The 19165-nt window shown below is 71.6% G+C and carries 18 protein-coding genes, 3 tRNA genes and 2 pseudogenes; 14 read left to right on the top strand and 9 right to left on the bottom strand.

Annotation, left to right across the window (positions count from 1 at the left end):
- Positions 1-94 precede the first annotated feature (94 nt).
- From ACFV1J_RS36855 to ACFV1J_RS36845, 3 genes are all read left to right on the top strand, one after another.
- On the top strand, positions 95-1381 hold the full coding sequence (locus tag ACFV1J_RS36855) for an adenylosuccinate synthase (RefSeq protein WP_385865745.1): 1287 nt from the start codon (positions 95-97) through the stop codon (positions 1379-1381).
- Positions 1382-1542: 161 nt separating this feature from the next.
- Entirely contained in the window at positions 1543-2130 is a 588-nt protein-coding gene (locus ACFV1J_RS36850; protein ID WP_385865743.1) for a Uma2 family endonuclease, read from the top strand.
- A 128-nt stretch (positions 2131-2258) separates the two neighbouring features.
- Positions 2259-3071: a VTC domain-containing protein gene (locus tag ACFV1J_RS36845; protein WP_385865741.1), complete on the top strand. Its 813-nt coding sequence runs from the start codon at positions 2259-2261 to the stop codon at positions 3069-3071.
- Here ACFV1J_RS36845 and ACFV1J_RS36840 read toward each other — a convergent pair.
- Positions 3046-3171, bottom strand: a pseudogene (locus ACFV1J_RS36840) (DUF397 domain-containing protein); the annotation flags it as partial. The gene ACFV1J_RS36845 and the pseudogene ACFV1J_RS36840 overlap by 26 nt on opposite strands.
- Positions 3140-4054: a Scr1 family TA system antitoxin-like transcriptional regulator gene (locus ACFV1J_RS36835; protein ID WP_385865739.1), complete on the bottom strand. Its 915-nt coding sequence runs from the start codon at positions 4052-4054 to the stop codon at positions 3140-3142. The gene ACFV1J_RS36835 and the pseudogene ACFV1J_RS36840, both read right to left, overlap by 32 nt.
- Positions 4055-4406: 352 nt before the next feature.
- Between ACFV1J_RS36835 and ACFV1J_RS36830 the strand changes: the two genes are divergently transcribed.
- The 4 genes from ACFV1J_RS36830 to ACFV1J_RS36815 all read left to right on the top strand — a co-directional run bounded on the left by ACFV1J_RS36830 (position 4407) and on the right by ACFV1J_RS36815 (position 7915).
- A complete protein-coding gene (locus ACFV1J_RS36830) occupies positions 4407-4565 on the top strand; it encodes a hypothetical protein (protein ID WP_385865737.1) in 159 nt (52 codons plus the stop codon).
- Between the two features lie 419 nt (positions 4566-4984).
- Positions 4985-6358, top strand: a complete 1374-nt coding sequence (locus ACFV1J_RS36825; RefSeq protein WP_385865735.1) for an aspartate aminotransferase family protein — start codon at positions 4985-4987, stop codon at positions 6356-6358.
- A gap of 97 nt (positions 6359-6455) precedes the next feature.
- Entirely contained in the window at positions 6456-7124 is a 669-nt protein-coding gene (locus tag ACFV1J_RS36820) for a GntR family transcriptional regulator (protein WP_385865733.1), read from the top strand.
- 140 nt (positions 7125-7264) lie between these two features.
- On the top strand, positions 7265-7915 hold the full coding sequence (locus tag ACFV1J_RS36815) for a hypothetical protein (protein ID WP_385865731.1): 651 nt from the start codon (positions 7265-7267) through the stop codon (positions 7913-7915).
- Positions 7916-8113: 198 nt separating this feature from the next.
- On the opposite strand, the gene ACFV1J_RS36810 is transcribed toward ACFV1J_RS36815, so the two are convergent.
- Positions 8114-8875, bottom strand: coding sequence for an SLATT domain-containing protein (locus ACFV1J_RS36810; RefSeq protein WP_385865729.1), 762 nt, complete (start codon positions 8873-8875; stop codon positions 8114-8116).
- Between the two features lie 358 nt (positions 8876-9233).
- Here ACFV1J_RS36810 and purD point away from each other — a divergent pair, with 358 nt between their 5' ends.
- The 3 genes from purD to ACFV1J_RS36795 all read left to right on the top strand — a co-directional run bounded on the left by purD (position 9234) and on the right by ACFV1J_RS36795 (position 14448).
- Complete coding sequence (purD, locus tag ACFV1J_RS36805; RefSeq protein WP_385865727.1) at positions 9234-10499, top strand: phosphoribosylamine--glycine ligase; 1266 nt, start codon at positions 9234-9236, stop codon at positions 10497-10499.
- Between the two features lie 346 nt (positions 10500-10845).
- Positions 10846-12663, top strand: coding sequence for a hypothetical protein (locus ACFV1J_RS36800; RefSeq protein ID WP_385865725.1), 1818 nt, complete (start codon positions 10846-10848; stop codon positions 12661-12663).
- 303 nt (positions 12664-12966) lie between these two features.
- Positions 12967-14448 (top strand): N,N-dimethylformamidase beta subunit family domain-containing protein, encoded by a 1482-nt coding sequence (locus tag ACFV1J_RS36795; protein ID WP_385865724.1) that lies wholly within the window; start codon positions 12967-12969, stop codon positions 14446-14448.
- A 488-nt stretch (positions 14449-14936) separates the two neighbouring features.
- Here ACFV1J_RS36795 and ACFV1J_RS36790 read toward each other — a convergent pair whose 3' ends face one another.
- Together ACFV1J_RS36790 and ACFV1J_RS36785 are read right to left on the bottom strand one after the other, a co-directional pair.
- Positions 14937-15389: a DUF2267 domain-containing protein gene (locus ACFV1J_RS36790; RefSeq protein WP_385865722.1), complete on the bottom strand. Its 453-nt coding sequence runs from the start codon at positions 15387-15389 to the stop codon at positions 14937-14939.
- Between the two features lie 66 nt (positions 15390-15455).
- The gene (locus ACFV1J_RS36785; protein ID WP_385865720.1) at positions 15456-15647 is read right to left on the bottom strand and encodes a DUF2795 domain-containing protein; all 192 of its coding nucleotides are present in this window, start codon (positions 15645-15647) and stop codon (positions 15456-15458) included.
- Between the two features lie 188 nt (positions 15648-15835).
- On the opposite strand from ACFV1J_RS36785, the gene ACFV1J_RS36780 reads away from it, so the two are divergent.
- Positions 15836-16174, top strand: coding sequence for a DUF3140 domain-containing protein (locus tag ACFV1J_RS36780; RefSeq protein ID WP_385865718.1), 339 nt, complete (start codon positions 15836-15838; stop codon positions 16172-16174).
- An 87-nt stretch (positions 16175-16261) separates the two neighbouring features.
- The gene (locus ACFV1J_RS36775) at positions 16262-17161 is read left to right on the top strand and encodes a phosphoribosylaminoimidazolesuccinocarboxamide synthase (RefSeq protein WP_385865716.1); all 900 of its coding nucleotides are present in this window, start codon (positions 16262-16264) and stop codon (positions 17159-17161) included.
- Positions 17162-17232: 71 nt separating this feature from the next.
- Here ACFV1J_RS36775 and ACFV1J_RS36770 read toward each other — a convergent pair.
- From ACFV1J_RS36770 to ACFV1J_RS36755, 4 genes are all read right to left on the bottom strand, one after another.
- Positions 17233-17308, bottom strand: a tRNA-Gly gene (locus tag ACFV1J_RS36770).
- Between the two features lie 501 nt (positions 17309-17809).
- Positions 17810-17882 (bottom strand) — tRNA-Gly (locus ACFV1J_RS36765).
- Positions 17883-17956: 74 nt separating this feature from the next.
- Positions 17957-18028 (bottom strand) — tRNA-Gly (locus ACFV1J_RS36760).
- 120 nt (positions 18029-18148) lie between these two features.
- Positions 18149-18469: an Lsr2 family protein gene (locus ACFV1J_RS36755; protein ID WP_030414484.1), complete on the bottom strand. Its 321-nt coding sequence runs from the start codon at positions 18467-18469 to the stop codon at positions 18149-18151.
- Between the two features lie 300 nt (positions 18470-18769).
- On the opposite strand from ACFV1J_RS36755, the gene purS reads away from it, so the two are divergent.
- Both purS and ACFV1J_RS36745 read left to right on the top strand, forming a co-directional pair.
- Positions 18770-19015, top strand: a complete 246-nt coding sequence (gene purS, locus ACFV1J_RS36750; RefSeq protein WP_030414485.1) for a phosphoribosylformylglycinamidine synthase subunit PurS — start codon at positions 18770-18772, stop codon at positions 19013-19015.
- Positions 19012-19165 (top strand): annotated as a pseudogene (locus ACFV1J_RS36745) (phosphoribosylformylglycinamidine synthase subunit PurQ); the annotation flags it as partial. The gene purS and the pseudogene ACFV1J_RS36745, both read left to right, overlap by 4 nt.

The following is a 19165-nucleotide window of genomic DNA, read 5'->3' as shown; positions in this document are numbered from 1 at the left end:
TTCGACGGCTTGAGCGATGACGGACGCGTGAACACGCGGGCGTCGCGCCATCCACGCACGTTGGACATGCCCCGCCCGGAAGGGGTGTACGCCTGTGCCCGCACTTGTGCTGCTCGGTGCTCAGTGGGGTGATGAGGGCAAGGGGAAGGCCACCGACCTGCTCGGTGGATCCGTCGATTACGTGGTGCGCTACCAGGGCGGCAACAACGCCGGCCACACGGTCGTCGTGGGCGACCAGAAGTACGCGCTGCATCTCCTCCCCTCCGGAATCCTCTCGCCGGGGTGTACCCCGGTCATCGGCAACGGTGTAGTCGTCGACCCGGCGGTCCTGCTCTCCGAGCTGAGCGGACTCAACGAGCGCGGCGTCGACACGTCCAAGCTGCTGCTCAGCGGTAACGCGCATCTGATCACGCCGTACAACATCACCGTCGACAAGGTGACGGAACGGTTCCTCGGCAAGCGGAAGATCGGCACCACCGGCCGCGGCATCGGCCCGACCTACGCCGACAAGATCAACCGCGTCGGCATCCGCGTCCAGGACCTCTACGACGAGTCGATCCTCACGCAGAAGGTCGAGGCGGCGCTCGACGTCAAGAACCAGCTGCTGACCAAGCTCTACAACCGCCGCGCCATCGAGGCCGGCCAGGTCGTCGAGGAGCTGCTGGGCTACGCCGACCAGATCAAGGGCTACGTCGCCGACACCACCCTGATCCTCAACAAGGCCCTCGACGACGACAAGGTCGTCCTCTTCGAAGGCGGCCAGGGCACGCTGCTGGACATCGATCACGGCACGTACCCCTTCGTCACCTCCTCGAACCCGACCGCCGGCGGCGCCTGCACCGGCACCGGCGTCGGCCCGACGAAGATCAGCCGGGTCATCGGCATCCTCAAGGCGTACACCACCCGCGTCGGCGCCGGCCCGTTCCCGACCGAGCTCTTCGACGAGGACGGCGAGGCGCTGCGCCGGATCGGCGGCGAGCGCGGCGTCACCACCGGCCGCGACCGCCGCTGCGGCTGGTTCGACGCGGTCATCGCCCGCTACGCGACCCGCGTGAACGGCCTGACCGACTTCTTCCTCACCAAGCTCGACGTGCTCACCGGCTGGGAGCAGATCCCGGTCTGCGTGGCGTACGAGATCGACGGCAAGCGCGTCGAGGAACTCCCGTACTCCCAGACCGACTTCCACCACGCGAAGCCGGTCTACGAGATGCTCCCCGGCTGGACCGAGGACATCTCCAAGGCCAAGACGTTCTCCGACCTCCCGAAGAACGCCCGCGCCTACGTCAAGGCACTGGAGGAAATGTCCGGCGCCCCGATCTCCGCCATCGGCGTCGGCCCCGGCCGCGACGAAACGATCGAGATCAACTCGTTCCTGTCGTAGGGACCGGCTGAACACCAGGGCCCGCGCACCGTCCGCAGAGGACGGGGCGCGGGCCCTTGGCGTGTGCGCCCGCTGTGCTCGAACGAGTGATCTGCGGAGGAATATGCCTATGGCACCTCCATGCCCGGCCACACTGGCTTTCATCTCGAAAGGAGTGCAGCATGACGGTTATGGCCGAGCGCACGTCTCGCATGACGGTGGAGGACTTCGAGCAGATCGCCTCCACCGCGCCCGAGACCGTCACGTTGGAGTTCATCGACGGACGGATCCAGGAGAAGTGCGTGCCGGACGGGGATCACGACACCATCATCATGTGGCTGCAGAAGCGTTGTATGCAGCACCGCCCAGATCTCTGGCTGCATGCGACCGGCCGCGGCGTGAAGGTCGAGGCATACCGCCAAGGTCGGGCCCGGCCGGATGGCGTCCTGGCGCCGGACGAACACTTCCTCGGGCACGGTGAGTGGTCGGACCCCGACGGTGTCTTGATGACCGTTGAGGTCACCTCGCACGACGGCGACACCGAGCGCCGCGACCGGCGCGAGAAGCCGGCCGCCTACGCTGCCGCGGGCATTCCCGTCCACCTCCTTGTGGACCGTGACCACTGTGAGTTGGTCGTCCACACCAACCCCGCGCCGGAGCAGGGCCGTTACCTCGAAGTCCACCAGATCCCCTTCGGTGCGCAGGTCACCCTCCCCGACCCGGTCGGCATCACCCTCGACACCGAGGCCCTGAAGAACTACGTCCGCTGACGGCACGGGGATGGGGGTCGGCCCTCTCCGGCGCTGACGGATGTCGAATTCCGTGTGGCGGAACCTTCCACAGGTGTGGAACGTAGAACGAACACGAGCACAGTCCGTTCGCCCGCGAAGGAGACCGTGTGATTCCCGCCGTACGAGCCCTCGCCCGCGCCGCCATGGCCGGCCGCCCGGTACCGCTCGCCGACGTCCAGGCGCGGGCCGAACTCCGCACCCGCTTCGGCCACAGCTATCTTGTCCCGTTCGAGGTCTTCACCGCCTTCGCCGCCGAACTGACCGACCGGCGCCGGCCCGGTGGCCCGTTCGCCGTGCTGTGCATCAACGGGCGGCGCTGGTTCCGCTACCGCTCCGTCCACTACGACACACCTGACCTGCGCTTCTTCCACGACCACAGGGAGGGTGACCGGCCCGGCTACCTGATCCGCGAACGGCGCTACGAGGACACCGGGCAGCGGCAGTTCGAGATCAAGCTCAGGGGGCGGCGCGGCGAAACGGTCAAGCACCGGCAGCCGCTGCTGCCCGGTGCCCCGGCCCTCGGCCCGGCGGCCCGCGGTTTCCTGGCCTCCGTACTGGACCGCTCGTACGGCATCGCGGCCCCCACCGACCTGGGCCTGGCCCTGGAAACGGAGTACACCCGCACCACGTTCGTCGCGAACGGCCAGCGGATTACGTGCGACGCGGCGTTGCTCTGCCGCGACCTGACGACCGGCCGCACGGTACGGGCCGACGGCGGGCTGGTCCTCGTCGAGACCAGGACCACCGGCCGGCCGACCGACGCCGATCGGCTGTTGTACGGCCACGGCGTCCGGGCGGCCGACTTCACCAAGTACTGCGGCGGGCTGTCGGCCCTCCGCCCGGACCTGCCCGCCGCGCACTGGCGGAAGGCCGTCCACACGGTCTTCCCGCCGGCTAGCCCGCGAACTCGCCCGCTCTGACGGCCCCGACGAACGCGGCCCAGGAGCGGGCGGCGAAGATGAGAGCGGGGCCGTGGGGGTCCTTGGAGTCACGGACGGGGACGATGCCTGGGAGGGTGTCGGCGACCTCGACGCAGCTGCCACCCTCCTCGTTGCTGTAGCTGGACTTGCGCCAGACTGCGGTGCTCAGATCGGGACGGGATGCGCTCAGCAAGGTAGGTCCCCTCCATCGCGGATCGGATCATGTCGAGCGACATGTTCGGCGGCAGGGCCAAAGCCCGCAGCCGATCGTAAGCCACCGCGAAATCCTTCACCTCCTCTGGTTCCTCGATGAGTTGGCCGTAGCCTGCGCCTTCGACGTAGGCCGCTTCGAAGCCATCCGGCAGCGTCAGGATTTCGAGCGACCCGCCCATGGGGTAGTGCTCACCGCTGCTCAAGGGCAGCACCTGCAACGTGATGCGTGGGTGCATGGCTGCTTCCAGCAGTCGGCCGAGCTGGGCCCGCATCACGGCCGGACCGCCGACGGACCGGTAGAGGATTGCCTCGTCGAGGACGATCCAGAGTTCGGGCCCGTCGGGCTCGGTGAGTCGAGCTTGGCGCCCGAGTCGGGCGGCCAGCCGTTCTTCCAACTGCTCGGGGCTTTTCAGCGTCAGGCCAACGCTCAGGAGGGCGCGGGCATAGTCCTCGGTCTGGAGAAGACCGGGCACCACGGCCGCCATGTACTGCCGTATCCCCACCGCACGCTCCGAAAGCGCCATGAACTTCCTCGACCAGTCCGGAAACGCCTCCCGGTAGACGTACGGCCACAGGTCGGCGAGCAAGCCATCGGCGGCGAGGGCGCCGTCCAGGGCCTGGGCCAGCTTCAGGGTCGGCTTCGAGCCCGTCGTGCGCTCGATCTGATTGATCCGCGTGCTGTGCGTATGCGCGCGTTTTCCCAGCTCGGACTGGGTCAGGCCGGCCGCTTCGCGGAGTCTGCGGACCCGTAGTCCGAAGAGCGCCGCCATGGATGACGAGGGGTCAACTTCGTTGGCCAAAGGGTCACTTCCGTCCTTACGGCTTGAGAAGTAAGGAGCTACCACCTTCCGCAGCCTATGTCGCACGGCAACGATGTGGACACGGAACGTAGTGATCCGCAAGGACGGACCCCCGCGACCGACGCAACCGGTCCGGGGGCATGGTCAACGCGCACAAGCGAGAGAGAACAACGTCGACATGTTTCAGCGTATTGCCCGCTGCCTCGCATGGATGGGACTTCTCCCAACTCCCCGGCCGCAAGGGCGACATCGCGCCGAATGCGGGCATCACCGGGCGGCCCCCGAGGTCCGTGTGCCGATGCCCCGCAGGCCGCGCCGACCGATGGCCGAACCACCCCTGGACGGCGACGCCACCCCCCTCGTCCGCCCCTACCTCGTCGCGCACGAGCAGCGCGAGCGGCGGCAGGCGCTGCTGCTGGCGACGTTCGGGGTCGATGCCCCCGGCCCCTACTGGATCCACGGTGTGGAGGTCGCCCGATGAGCGGGGAGGGGACCGGAGGGGCCACCGGGGCCGCGGGGCGGCCGCTGCCCCTCCGTATGTGCGTCCGCTGCGAGCGGATCACGGATGAGCCCGTGCTCGTCGCCGAGGTGCACGGGAACAGCGGGCCTGGGTGGAACGTGTACGCATGCCCGGGGTGTGCGCCGCACGTGCCCGCGGCGCCCGACCCGTTGGTCGTGCTGGAGGCACTGCTGGGGCGACGGAGGGGCGAGCCGGAGGGGTGAGCGGGCCCATGGGGAGCGGCCTGGAGCTTCCTCCAGGCCGTAGACAGTGTGTCCGTGGGCGTGGTGAGCGCCATACACAGTGTCGGTACCGGGCAGCGGACCGTGATCCCTACGCTGGACGCGTTCGCCGTGCCGATCCCTCGGCGGACCCGAGCGACCCGATCCGAGGTACTGACCGTGACCACGACGCACCCCTCTCCCGCCGCCGATCCCGCTGCCGGGGCGGCGGTCAAGGCCGCCGACCGCGCCCACGTCTTCCACTCCTGGTCCGCGCAGGGCCTGATCGACCCGCTGCCGATCGCCGGCGCCGAGGGGTCGTACTTCTGGGACTACGACGGCAACCGCTACCTCGACTTCTCCTCCCAGCTGGTCAACACCAACATCGGCCACCAGCACCCCAAGGTCGTCGCGGCGATCCAGGAGCAGGCCGGGAAGCTGTGCACGATCGCGCCCGGGTTCGCCGTGGACGTACGGTCCGAGGCCGCGCGGCTGATCGCCGAGCGCACCCCCGGGGACCTCGACAAGATCTTCTTCACCAACGGCGGCGCCGAGGCCGTGGAGAACGCCGTCCGGATGGCCCGGCTGCACACCGGCCGCGCCAAGGTGCTGTCCGCCTACCGCTCGTACCACGGTGCGACCGCCGCGGCGATCAACCTGACCGGTGACCCGCGCCGCTGGCCCTCCGACACCGCCTCCGCCGGCGTGGTCCACTTCTGGGGGCCGTTCCTGTACCGCTCGCCGTTCCACGCGGAGACCGAGCAGCAGGAGTGCGAGCGCGCCCTGGCGCACCTGGAGCAGACCATCGCCTTCGAGGGACCGCAGTCCATCGCGGCGATCATCCTGGAGACCGTTCCGGGCACCGCCGGCATCATGGTCCCGCCGGCCGGCTACCTCGCCGGGGTCCGCGAGATCTGCGACCGCTACGGCATCGTCTTCATCCTCGACGAGGTCATGGCGGGCTTCGGGCGCACCGGCCACTGGTTCGCCGCCGACCACTTCGGCGTCACCCCGGACCTGCTGACCTTCGCCAAGGGCGTCAACTCCGGCTACGTCCCGCTGGGCGGCGTGGCGATCAGCGCCGAGATCGCCGCGACCTTCGAGACGCGGCCGTACCCGGGCGGGCTGACGTACTCCGGCCACCCGCTGGCCTGCGCCTCCGCCATCGCGACGATCCACGCGATGGCCGAGGAGCGGATCGTGGAGAACGCCGCCGAGATCGGCGAGAAGGTCATCGGGCCGGGCCTGCGCGAGATCGCCGAGCGGCACCCGTCCGTCGGCGAGGTCCGCGGCCTGGGCGTCTTCTGGGCCCTCGACCTGGTCAAGAACAAGGAGACCCGCGAGCCGCTGGTGCCGTACAACGCGTCCGGTGCGGCCAACGCCCCGATGGCCGAGTTCGCGGCGGCCTGCAAGCGCGGCGGGCTGTGGCCGTTCGTGAACATGAACCGCACCCACGTCGTCCCGGCCTGCACGATCACCGAGGCCGAGGCCAAGGAGGGCCTCACCGCCCTCGACGCGGCGCTGACCACGGCCGACGCGCACACCACCGGCTGAGCGGACGCCGCGCGCAGCGGCACCCCGCGGCCCTCGCCTATGGTTGGCGGGGGCCGCACGCCACCCGCGGTCAGGGACGTCTAAGGAGACGCACACGATGGCCGCCGGCGGAGACAGCCCAGTCATACGTCGCAGCACGCTGCGTCAGCAGATCGCCGATGCCCTGCGCGACGAGGTCCTGGCGGGCCGGCTGCCGTGCGGGCACCCGTTCACCGTCAAGGAGATCGCCGAGCAGTACGGCGTCTCCGCGACCCCGGTCCGCGAGGCGCTGCTCGACCTCTGCGCCCAGGGGCTGCTCGACGTCGAACAGCACCGCGGCTTCAAGGTCCACGCCTTCACCGCCGACGACTTCCGGGCCATGGTCGAGGCCCGCACCCTGGTCATCGAGGGGATCTTCCGCAGCGGCGCCGCGGAGGCGCTCGCCGCCACCCCCTCCTCGGTGCTGATCTCCATCCGGCGCCGCGCCGACGAGGCCGAGCGGGCCGCCCGGGCCGGCGACCTGGACGTGCTCATCGGCTACGACCTGCGGTTCTGGCGCGAGCTCGGCAACATCGTGAACAACGCCTACATCAGCGACTTCCTGGACCGGATCCGGGTCCAGACCTGGATGTACGCGGTGCCGCTGCTGCGCCGCGCCCCCGATCTCACCGACCGCCTCTGGCACGGCCACTGCGCGCTCGCCGACGCCCTGGTCCGGCGCGACCTGTCCGCCGCCCAGCAGCTGATCGCCGAGTACAACACCCACGCCCTGGCCCTGGTCCGGTAGCCCCGTAACCGTCGTGCGCGCCCGCTCTCGTCGGATGGCGCCGCGGGCACTACGCTGTCCCGACTCGGCCGTAATGGGCCGCACCCCTAGCTGTGCGTGCGCCGGTGTCCTAGTCCCCGACCGGAAGCGAGTCCTCACCCGTGGCATGTGACCTGTGGCTGGTACCCCTCGTCGATGTGCTGTGCCACAGCCCCGACAACCCGTTCTCCGAAGAGATCGCCGCCTACGACAAGGCCCTGACGGAAGCGGGACTGCCACCGGTCCCCGTCTTCAGCTACATGCCGGGGCTGTCGGGGGACGTCGCCCCCATCGCGGGCTTCGACTACGACGCACTGCACTTCCTGCGCCGCGCCTACCTGCTGCGACTGTGCGGCCTGGAGGTCACCCCGGTCGACGAACTGGGCGGCGACTACGAGCAGTTGCTGGAGATGTTCGAGACCACCGCGCAGCAGTCGCACCTGGTCTGGCACTACGACCACGCGGGCGCGTACGTCCCGGTGGACTTCCCGCACCCGCTCGCCAACGACGAACTGCTGGAGGGCGGCGGCCCGCTGGGTTCCTCAAACGGTCTGCTGCGGGACCTGGAACTGGTTGCGCCATCCCTGGGCATCGATCCGGCCAATCCGCCGGCCGCGCCGGAGCCGCCGGCCGGGCCGACCTCCCTGGAGGAGCGGGTGGGCGCGGTGCCCCTGGACGACGGCCCGTTCGCCCGGGAGCGCCATGTCTGGCTCGGCCTGCACGCGGCGGCCACCCGCAGCCTGGGCCAGGGCTCGATGATCGTCTTCAGCTGATCCGGTCCGGTGGGCTGATCCGGTCCGGTGGGCCGGTGAGCCGGTGAGCTGGTGATCCGGCGGGGCGGCGGTGGGCGTGGTCTGTCGCTGCCCCGCCCACCGTCGCCCCGCCCGCCATCGTCGCCCGCCCGTCACCGTCGACCCACTGCTATCGCCCGCCCGTAATCGTTGCCCGCCCGTCATCGGCCGCCCCCTCCGTCAGCGCGGTGATTCCGGCGGTCGCTGGCGTGGCATGTTCGGGCGGCCGCGGTGCGGCAGCGCGTACCGGCCCGGTGGCCCGGTGTGCTCCTGGCGGGGCGCCGCCCACGGTGCCATGGACTGGCTGGCTCGCGGCGCCGGGCCGGTCCGGAACTCCGCCATCCAGTCGGCCGTCTCGGACCGCACCAGCTCCCCGAGGTCCTCGTTGAACCGCCGGAGCAGCCCCAGACAGCGCTCGGCCGCCTCGCCCGCGGTGCCCTCCGTCGGCCCGAGCACCTCGCGCACGCCCTCCGACGCCCAGTCGAACTGCAGCGCCTCCAGCCGCCGGTGGATCGCCTGCGCGGTCGCCAGGTCCCGCATCCAGCCGGCCGTCACCCCGAAGTACCGGTCACAGCCCACGCACACCGCCGCCAGCAGCAGCGACAGACAGCCCCAGGGCGCCCCGCCCTCCCACACCCCGGCCAGGTCCAGCAGCGGCAGCACCCCGCCCGTCGTCACGCCGGCGGCGGCGCCCAGCCGCAGCGCCCGGGCGCCCCGGCGCTTGGCCAGCCGGTCGTGCAGGTACCAGTCGGCGGCGCGCAGCGCGCCGTCCTCGGTCCAGAGGTAGAGCGCGTCGAGGCGGTCGCCCGGGTGTCCCCAGCCGCCCGGGGGGAAGGCCCGCCCGCCGACGTCCCGGGGGGCCCTGCCGCGGAGGCCGGACCGGCGGAGCGGGCGGTCACCCTGCTGAGGGGGCCCCTCGGGCTGCATCTCCGGCTGACTCACCCGTGCACTCCCTCTCTGCGCGCTCTACGGACGGAACGGAACGGATACGTGCGGTGCCTGCGTGACGTGGTGCTTGCGTGACGTGGTGCCTGCGTAACGTGCGGTGTGCGTGGCTGGTGTCTGCATGACGTGGTGCCCGCGTGACGTACGGGACGGCCGTCGCGCGCCGCCCCCTTCCTACCGCCGAACGGCTGGCCTCAGCTCCAAGATCACGCTATTTCCGCCCAGAAGTGGTGCGGGATCGGGTATAGGACGGCGGGGCATCTCACCCGAAAGAGTTGCCGCCACGGCGGCGGACGGTTTCCGGACGGCCCGTCCGCCGTCCGGCCGCCCGGCCCACTCGTCTAGGCTGCTTGTCGTGAAGGTCCTCGTCATCGGCGGCGGCGCCCGCGAACACGCCCTGTGCCGCTCTCTGTCCCTCGATTCCGACGTCACCGCGCTGCACTGCGCCCCCGGCAACGCCGGCATCGCCGAGGTGGCCGAATTGCACGGGGTCGACGCCCTCGACGGCCGGGCCGTCGCCGACCTCGCCGCGAGCCTGGAGGCCGACCTGGTCGTCGTCGGTCCCGAGGCGCCCCTGGTGGCCGGCGTCGCGGACGCGGTCCGCGAGCGCGGTATCCCGGTCTTCGGCCCGTCGGCCGATGCCGCACAACTGGAGGGCTCCAAGGCCTTCGCCAAGGACGTGATGGCCGCCGCGGCCGTCCCGACCGCCCGCAGCTACGTCTGCACCACCCCGGAAGAGATCGACGAGGCCCTGGACGCCTTCGGCGCGCCGTACGTGGTCAAGGACGACGGGCTCGCGGCCGGCAAGGGCGTCGTGGTGACCGACGACGTCGACAAGGCCCGCGCCCACGCGCTGGCCTGCGACCGCGTGGTCATCGAGGAGTTCCTCGACGGGCCCGAGGTGTCGCTCTTCGCGATCACCGACGGCGAGACCGTCGTCCCGCTCCAGCCCGCCCAGGACTTCAAGCGCGCCTACGACGGCGACGAGGGCCCCAACACCGGCGGCATGGGCGCGTACAGCCCGCTGCCGTGGGCCGACCCGAAGCTGGTCGACGAGGTCATGGCGAGCGTGCTGCAGCCCACCGTCGACGAGCTGCGCCGCCGCGGCACCCCGTTCTCCGGTCTGCTCTACGCGGGGCTGGCGATCACCTCCCGCGGGGTCCGGGTGATCGAGTTCAACGCCCGCTTCGGCGACCCGGAGACCCAGGTCGTCCTGGCCCGCCTCCAGACGCCGCTCGGCGGGCTGCTGCGGGCCGCCGCCACCGGCAACCTCGCCGCCCTGCCGCCGCTGCGCTGGAGCGACGACGCGGCCGTCACGGTCGTCATCGCGTCCCACAACTACCCGGACACCCCGCGCACCGGCGACGTCATCGAGGGCCTGGCCGAGGTCGCCGCGCAGGACGCCCCCGACGCCTACGTGCTGCACGCCGGCACCAAGCTCGACGAGGCCGGAGCGGTGCGCAGTGCGGGCGGCCGGGTGCTGTCCGTCACCGCCGCCGGAGCCGACCTCACCACCGCCCGTGAGCGCGCCTACCGGGCCGTGGACCGGATCTCCCTGGACGGCTCCCAGCACCGTACGGACATCGCCGCCAAGGCCGCCGCGGAGGCCTCGGGCGCCTGAGACGCCCACGCCGTGGGCCCCGCACCCCCCGGGCCCACGGCGTCCCACCGCCGGTTCCCGGCTTTGCCCAAAGCCATTCCATCGAGTGACCACGCCACATTCCGGCTGACGTGACGAAGACCCCCAACTAGGGTGCCGCGCAAGCGTCCTGCGGCCGCCGGGTCCGATTCCGGTGCGGTGGCCAGGAGGGCGTCCGGCAAGTGGCTCACCGGCATTGCGATGTCAGTGGCCGGTGCCAGAGTGGTGGTGAGTGAGCTGCTCGCACCACAACGCGGAATGTTCGAAGGCGTCCGTCCACTGTTCTCTCCGTCCGGCTCCATCAGGACAGCAGGGGGTGTACAGGCTCGTGGCAAGTCCGGAAACAGGCGTCCTGGCGGCGCGTGCCCGTGCCCTCGCCGTGCTGCGGATCCGCGGCGCCGCGCTGGCCGTGGCGCTGCTGCCCGCAGCGGTGGCGGTGGTGCTGGCCGTCGGCCGGGCGACCGGCCGTCTCGGCCCGGGCTGGGATCCGGCCGGCCGGGTGGCCGGCGGACTCGCGCTGGTCGGCCTGCTCCTGGCCGTGCTGGTCGGGGCCGTGGTCGCGCGCGCCCGGCCGGCCCTCAGCCCCTCCGTGCCGATCACCGAGGAATCGGCCCCCGACCTCTACCGCCTCGTGCGTGACCTGGCCGACCGGCTGGAGGTCCCCGCGCCGTCCGCCATAGCGCTCACCCCGGACTGCGACAGCTGGCTGGAGGACCGTACGCACCGCGCCCACGGCCCGCCGCGCGGCGCCGGGTGGCCCGCGTCCGGTGCCGGGCGCCGGTCCGCCGAGGCCCCGGTCCTGGTGATCGGCTCACCGTTCCTGTGGTGGATGCGGGTCGCCGAGCTGCGCGCCCTGCTGGCCCCCGTAGTGGCCGGCACGGGCCCGTCCGCGCATCCGGACATAGCTGCCGCCCGCCGCTTCATCCGCGGCCTGGACGCCGCCGTCGCGGTCGCCGCCCGGGCCCGGGGCCCACTGCGCGGCCCCGCGCTCCGCTTCGTCGGCCGGGTGGCCCGGCTGCTGCTCCGCGCCTGCCGCGACCACGCCACGATCATGGAGCGGGCCGTCGCGGCCGCCGCCTCCGAGCGCGCCCAGACCGTCGACTACGGCCTGCGGATCGTCGCCCAGGAACAGGTCGGCCTGGCCTACGCCGGCTGGGACCGGCTGCTGACCCGGGTCGCGCTGCCCGCCTGGCGGATGGGCCGCTGGCCGTCCCGTCTGGACGCCGGCGTGGTCTCCGCGCTCACCGAGCTCTCCCGCCGCGACCGCCTCGCCGACGGCTTCGCCTCCCGGCTGGGCGAGCGCCCCGCCTGCGACCTCCTGGAGGAGCCGGGCGCCATCGACCGCGCCGCCTCCCTGCTGGCCGCCCGCCTCTTCCACGGCGGCCCGGCCGAGCCCGGCCCCGACTGGTCACCGGTCGGCTGGAACCAGTACCCGGAAGAGGTCGTGGACCGCAAATGGCGCCTGGAGGCCGCCCGCCTCCACCGCGTCCTCGACGACCTCCCGGCCCCGGCACGCGGCTCCGCGCCGGCCACGCCCCCGGTGGAGCCGTCCCCCGCCCCCTCCTTCTCGTACGCCGGCAGCCCGGCCGGTACGCCCACGGGCCGCGGCGGCCCGGCGGACCACCGGCCCGGCGACGGGCGCACCGGCGGCCCGCCGTCCGCGCCCGCCGCCCCGCCGCCGGGCCCGACGCTCGACCGGGTCATCGACCGGCTCGCCCATGACGCGCACGCCGGCGACCTGGTCGCCGCCCGGCTGGGCGCGGAGGTCGAGCGCGAGGAGCGCGAGGAGGCCGCCCGCCAGGCCGCCCGCGGCGGTCCGGCGCAGGACGCCGCGGCGGGGGTGGCCTGGGGCGACGGCCTGGTCGAGGGCGGCCTGCCGCTGTTCCCGCTGCAGCCGCCCCGTACGGGCCGGGAGCTGCTCGCCGACCACGTCACGGCCATGGTCTGCTGCGCCGCGGTGGACACCGCCGGCGCGGTCCCCGGTCTGGACTGGCTCGACGGCCCGGCCCTGCTGGTCAACGGCGCCCGCCGGGCCGACCTCGGCAACCCGGTGCTCAGCCTGGTCGACGACGGGGACGCGGGCCCGCTCCGCGGCTGGCTGACGACGGTCGGCGTGCGGGCGGAGAAGCCGGTCCGTCTGGTGTGACCCGCGGCCGTGCGCGGCCGCGCCGCACCGGCCGGATGTGCCCCTTTCAGCCTTGGCCTACCGGTCGTCGAGGGCCTTGAGCCCGTACCGGCCGGCCGGCGCTGACGGGCGGCTGACGCGACCGGGTCGCCGGCCGCACCCCTCCAGCGCGTGATTCGGAGCCAAAGGCATCTAAATTCACGACGAAGGGTGACCGGGTGGGCGCGTAATGTGATGTGCTGGGGGCGGCCGGGTTCACTCAGCCGGACGCAACACCGGCCCGATCGGCCGCGGCCAGTGGGGGACGCGGGAGGGGAGTGGAAGGTGGCGACGGAACAGATCAGGCGCTGGGAGTCGGGCGCCCTCGCCCACGCGGTCACGGACCCCTTCGGGCAGGGCCCGCTGCCCTGGCTGCGCGGCAGCGAGAACTACTTCGACTCCGGCCACATCATTCCCTGGTACGTCGACCCCGCCGTGGCCCAGGGCGATCCGCGGGTCCGCGCGCCCCGCAAGCTCAACGGCCCGCGCACCGCCGATGACGTGCACGGCCAGATCAAGGGCTTCGCCAATACCGGCGCGGTGGCGCCCGGCGAGGCCATCGACTTCCGGATCTCGGTCGATCCGCCCCAGCCGTTCAGCATCGACGTCTACCGCATCGGCCACTACGCCGGCACCGGCGCCTCCAAGATCACCACCAGCCCCCGGCTGTCCGGCATCGTCCAGCCGCCCCCGATGGCCGCCGGCCGCACCGTCTCCTGCCACCACTGGTGGCTTTCCTGGCGCCTCCAGGTCCCCACGTACTGGCGGCTGGGCGCCTACGTCGCGGTCCTGACCACCGCCGACGGCTGCCGCTCCCACATCCCCTTCACGGTCCGCGACGACCACCCCGCCGACCTCCTGCTGCTCCTGCCCGACATCACCTGGCAGGCCTACAACCTCTTCCCGGAGGACGGCCGTACGGGCGCCAGCCTCTACCACGCCTGGGACGAGAAGGGCGCCCTGCTCGGCGAACAGGACGCCGCCACCACCGTCTCCTTCGACCGCCCCTACGCCGGCGCCGGACTCCCCCTCCACGTCGGCCACGCCTACGACTTCATCCGCTGGGCGGAGCGCTACGGCTACGACCTCGCCTACGCCGACGCCCGCGACCTGCACGCCGGACGGGTCGACCCGTCCCGCTACCGCGGCCTGGTCTTCCCCGGCCACGACGAGTACTGGTCGGTGCCGATGCGCCGCACGATCGAGCTGGCCCGGGACACCGGCACCTCCCTGGTCTTCCTCTCCGCCAACACCATGTACTGGCAGGTCGAGCTCGCCCCGTCCCCGTCGGGCAGCCCCGACTCCCTGCTCACCTGCCGAAAACGCCAGGGCCCCGGCCGCCCCGCCCTGTGGCGCGAGCTCGGCGACCCCGAGCAGCGCCTGATGGGCATCCAGTACGCCGGCCGGGTCCCCGAGCCGGCCCCGATGATCGTCCGCAACGGCGACCACTGGCTCTGGGAGGCCACCGGCGCGCACGAAGGGGACGAGCTCCCCGGCCTGGTCGCCGGCGAGGCCGACCGCTACTTCCCGCGCACCAGCCTCCCCGACCACACCCGCCGCATCCTGCTCGCGCACTCCCCGTACCGTGACAGCGAAGGCAGCCGCCGCCACCAGGAGACCTCCCTCTACCGCGCCCCCAGCGGCGCCCTGGTCTTCGCCTCGGGCACCTTCGCCTGGTCCCCCGCCCTGGACCGCCCCGGCCACGTCGACGAACGCGTCCAGCGCGCCACCGCCAATCTGCTCGACCGCATCTGCAAACGCGACTAGCCGCTTTGCGGCGCCGCCGCACGTACTTGGCCGTCCCGCCGTCGGGGTTGCTCGCCGTTGCGCTTGGCGGCGCCCCGTACGTACCTGTCTGCGGCGCCGCGGGGCTCGCTCGCCGTTGCGCCTGGCGGCGGGCGTTTGTGTGTCGGGTGCGGTGACAGCCCTACAGACTTCGTCCTCCGGTCTGTCCCCTCCCGTGAGTGGGTGGAAGAGGTGAGTGGGGGCGGGCGTGGTTCTGTTCGCCGCCCGCGCGTACGGGGAACGAGAACCCCCACCGGCCGTTTCCCTTCCCACTACGGGAGGGGCTGGACCGGAGGACGAAGTCTGGAGGGCCAGAACCGCACCCGACCACCCCCAGCCCGCCGCAGGCGCAACGGCGAACAAGATCCGCGGCGCAGTAGACGGGTACGTGCATGGCGCCGCCAAGCGCAACGGCGAGTGAGCCCCGCGGCGGGACAGACGGGTACGTGCGGGGGCCGCCAAGCGCAGCGCTACGCGTCTTCGGCCCGCGTCGTCGGCAGCAGCTCCCGGATGTCGTGCGGCAGGGAGTGGCTCAGCCGCTCCATCAGTTCCGGGGCCAACGCGGCGTCCATCACCTCGAAGACCGCCGCCGCCTCCTGGAGCGCCGCCTGCTCGGAGACCCCGCCGCGCCAGGCGACCCGCGCGGCGAAGACCGTGAGGTCGAAGCGCTCGCCGTCGCCCGGCGGGGCCGCCTCGCCGGGCCGTTCCGCCGAAGGTCCGGTGGAACTCCCGGCCTGCTGCGGCTCCCGGGCCAGATGGCCCGCCAATTCGTGCGGCAACTGCGCCGCGATGTGCCGGGCCAGCCCCGAAGGTACCCGCTCGGCCACCGTCTCCAGCGTCGAGCGGACCGCTCGTTCTGCCGCGCCCCGGTCCGGCAGTGAGGCGCGTTCCTGCACCAGAGCGAGGAACTCGTGATGCTGCATGGTTCTGCCTCCCTTCCCAGCCGTCGCCTACCCGGGGCGCGGGCCGCCCATTGCGGGCGGGGTGATTCAGACCTCCTTGCCGATTTCCTTGCTGACCTCCGCCGGGGAGGGATATTCCTTCGCCGGCAGCTTCTTCAGCGCGTCCATGATGTCCTTGCCGGCGCCGTGGCGACTGGCCTCGCTGACGATGTCGTCCTTCGAGGCGGGGTAGTCGACGCCGCCGAGGCACTTCTGCATTTCGATGGGGTTCACCTTCATGCCGGGAGGAATAACCGCTTCCGGGGGGCCCGTATCGCCTCCGCCCCGCGATCCACCTCAAGGGCCCAACCCGCTGCCGGACCGCCTCCGACCGGGAAGCCGCGCCCCTTTCTTCCGGGTTTGTCGCCGCTGGACGCCGGGAACCCATCGACAGATCCCGACGTACGGCCGACTTGTGGAGGCATGTCATGGCGGAGTCCGGACCCGTGAGCGACACGCTCTGGGACGAGTTCCACGCCCTGGTCAATATGACCTCGCGCGAGCTGCAGGACTGGCTGAGCACCGAAGCGGCGGGCGAGGAGACCGAGGAGGTCCCCGACCGGGCCGGCAAGCGCACCGGCCGCCGGGTCCTGGAAATCCTGGGCAAGCGCCGCACCGACCTCACGGCGGACGACGCGCGGATCATGGAGCAGGTCTGCGACATCGTCCGCTCCCAACGGGACGCCTCCCGCGACCCCCAGGCCGGCGGCGACTCCTGGCGCCGCGGCCTGATGAGCATCGGCCACGACCCCCTCAAGCCCGCCTAGCCGGGCACCCGCACCCCTGCGACGTCGCCGTACCTCGGCGTACGGGAGAATCGGTACGACTCCTGGATCAACCTACGCGGAGGAAGCGTGTCCGGTTTTGTAGAAAAGCCTGAGCCCGTGGAGGTCCCGGGGCTCACCCACCTCCACACCGGCAAGGTGCGCGACCTCTACCAGAACGCCGCCGGTGATCTGATCATGGTCGCCAGCGACCGCATCTCGGCCTACGACTGGGTGCTGCCCAGCGAGATCCCCGACAAGGGCCGGGTGCTCACCCAGCTGTCCCTGTGGTGGTTCGACCAGCTCTCCGACCTGGCCGCCGACCATGTGCTGTCCACCGAGCTGCCGCCCGGTGCACCCGCCGACTGGGCGGGCCGCACCCTGGTCTGCAAGTCGCTGCGCATGGTCCCCGTCGAGTGCGTGGCCCGCGGCTACCTCGCCGGCTCCGGCCTCGTCGAGTACCGCAAGAGCCGTACGGTCTGCGGACTGGCGCTCCCCGAGGGCCTCGACGACGGCTCCGAGCTCCCCGCGCCGATCTTCACCCCCGCGACCAAGGCCGCGGTCGGCGACCACGACGAGAACGTCTCCTACGAGGAGGTCGCCCGCCAGATCGGCGCCGAGACCGCCGCCCAGCTCCGCCAGCTGACCCTGGCCCTCTACGCCCGGGCCCGCGACATCGCCCGTGAACGCGGACTGATCCTGGCCGACACCAAGTTCGAGTTCGGCTTCGACGGCGACACCCTCACCCTGGCCGACGAGGTCCTCACCCCGGACTCCTCCCGCTACTGGCCCGCCGACCAGTGGCAGCCCGGCCGCTCCCAGCCGTCCTTCGACAAGCAGTACGTGCGCGACTGGCTGACCTCGCCCGCCTCGGGCTGGGACCGCACCGGCGAGCAGCCGCCGCCCGCCCTCCCGCAGGAGGTCATCGAGCGCACCCGCGCCAAGTACATCGAGGCGTACGAGCGCCTCACCGGCCTGAGCTGGTCGTAACGGCCGCCGGACATCCAGACGGACACAAAAAGGGGAGAGCCCCCGGTCACCGACCGGGGGCTCTCCCTCTGTGGAGCGGACGACGAGGCTCGAACTCGCGACCTCAACCTTGGCAAGGTTGCGCTCTACCAACTGAGCTACGTCCGCATGCTCCGTGCCGAGCTTCTGTTCCCAGTCGCTCACCGCGCGGTGCGGGGTCCACTATAGCCAACCCTGAGGGATTCCCGGGACCGCCGCCGGAGGACGGATCCCCTCGGCCGGCTCCCGTAGGCGCCCAGGGCAGCCGGCGCACACCGGCCCCCTGCCTCGGTCCCGGCACCGGCCCTCGACACCGGCCCCGGCACCGGCAGAACTCCCGGACCGACCCCCACCGACCGCCAACTCCCCAGCCGGCGAAACCGTTTCCGGGGAGAAGGGCTCGAGGCAGGGTCCGGACCTTCTCCGTCGCTGGCCATGATCGGGAACGCGGACCCGGAACCCGGGCCCGGAACCCGGAGCCGGAACCCGGAAAACGATCTGCGGGACGCACCTTCCCTCTCGATCACCCCGCCCGTGACATCCCTCACGTCAATTCCCGCGGATCACGATTCCGGACGGTCGGCGGAAATGCGGAAGGCCCCGGTCACAAGGACCGGGGCCTTCATTCTGAGCGGACGACGAGGCTCGAACTCGCGACCTCAACCTTGGCAAGGTTGCGCTCTACCAACTGAGCTACGTCCGCAGGCATCCACTCGGCTTTCACCGGTGGCGCGACAGCTACTCTACCTGATCCAAAGGACTGGTCGAGACTGTCAGAGCGGGTGACAGGGATTGCACACTGCGCCTCCCCCTTGGAAAGGGGGCGCTCTACTACTGAGCTACACCCGCGTGACTCCTCGGGGCCCGGCCTTTCGGCCTCGCCCCTCGGCGTGCTCCAGACTCTAGCTGATCAGTAGGGGTGCTGTGCAAGTCGGCTGTGCCCGGGGCCGGCGGACGCCGGCAAGTCGGTTAGTGGTTCGCCGCGTTGAAGGCCTCGTAGACCTTCTTGGGGATCCGGCCGCGCGGCGGGACGTCCATCTGGTGGGAACGGGCCCAGGCGCGGACGGCGGCCGGGTCGGGGGTCACCGCGGTCCGGGTGTAGGCCTTGCCGGACTTGGCCCGCTTGCGGCCGGCCTCGACGAAGGGGGCGAGGGCGCCGCGCAGTTTCTTCGCATTGGCGGGATTGAGGTCGATCTCGTACGACTTCCCGTCCAATCCGAAGGCGACCGTCTCTGCGGCTTCTCCTCCGTCGATGTCATCGGAGAGCGTTACTACTACGCGCTGCGCCACGGATATCGGTCCTTTCGTGGAGCGACCCCGTGTTGACATGGGGTGATGCTCCGGATCCGGCTGATTGGGATCAATGCTTTTTCATTTGTACAGCGATGGGCATTGCATTGTGAAGCCCAGTTAATTTCGTCAGCGTGTCCTCCCGCAATCCGGCCTCCGGATCTTTTCGAGGATTTTCCCTGGGGTGCACTCCGCCCGATACCGCACCGTGATCGGGCAGGCAGGATATCTATGCGCGTAGATTTTCGAACACGGTACTGTGATGTCACCGCCTTACGCACCACACCACCGGGAGTGCCAGTGGCACGCGTCGTAGTCGACGTCATGCTCAAGCCGGAGATCCTCGACCCGCAGGGGCAGGCGGTGCAGCGCGCACTGCCTCGTCTGGGTTTCGAAGGGATCGCCGATGTCCGTCAGGGCAAGCGATTCGAACTAGAGGTGGAGGGCCCGGTCGATGACGCCGCCCTCGCCCGGGTCCACGAGATGGCCGGGACGTTCCTCGCCAACACCGTCATCGAAGACTTCACCGTGCGGGTCGAGTCATGACCTCGCGTATCGGTGTGATCACTTTCCCCGGCACGCTCGATGATCGCGACACCCAGCGCGCGGTCGGTCTTGCGGGCGCCGAGGCGGTGCCGCTGTGGCACCGTGACAAGGACCTCAAGCAGGTCGACGCCGTGGTCCTGCCCGGCGGGT

Origin of the sequence: Streptomyces sp. NPDC059649 (assembly GCF_042734445.1) — a bacterium.
Classification (GTDB): domain Bacteria; phylum Actinomycetota; class Actinomycetes; order Streptomycetales; family Streptomycetaceae; genus Streptomyces.
Note: the sequence above shows the minus strand (reverse complement) of the source record. Positions and strands in the feature narration are given on the sequence as shown.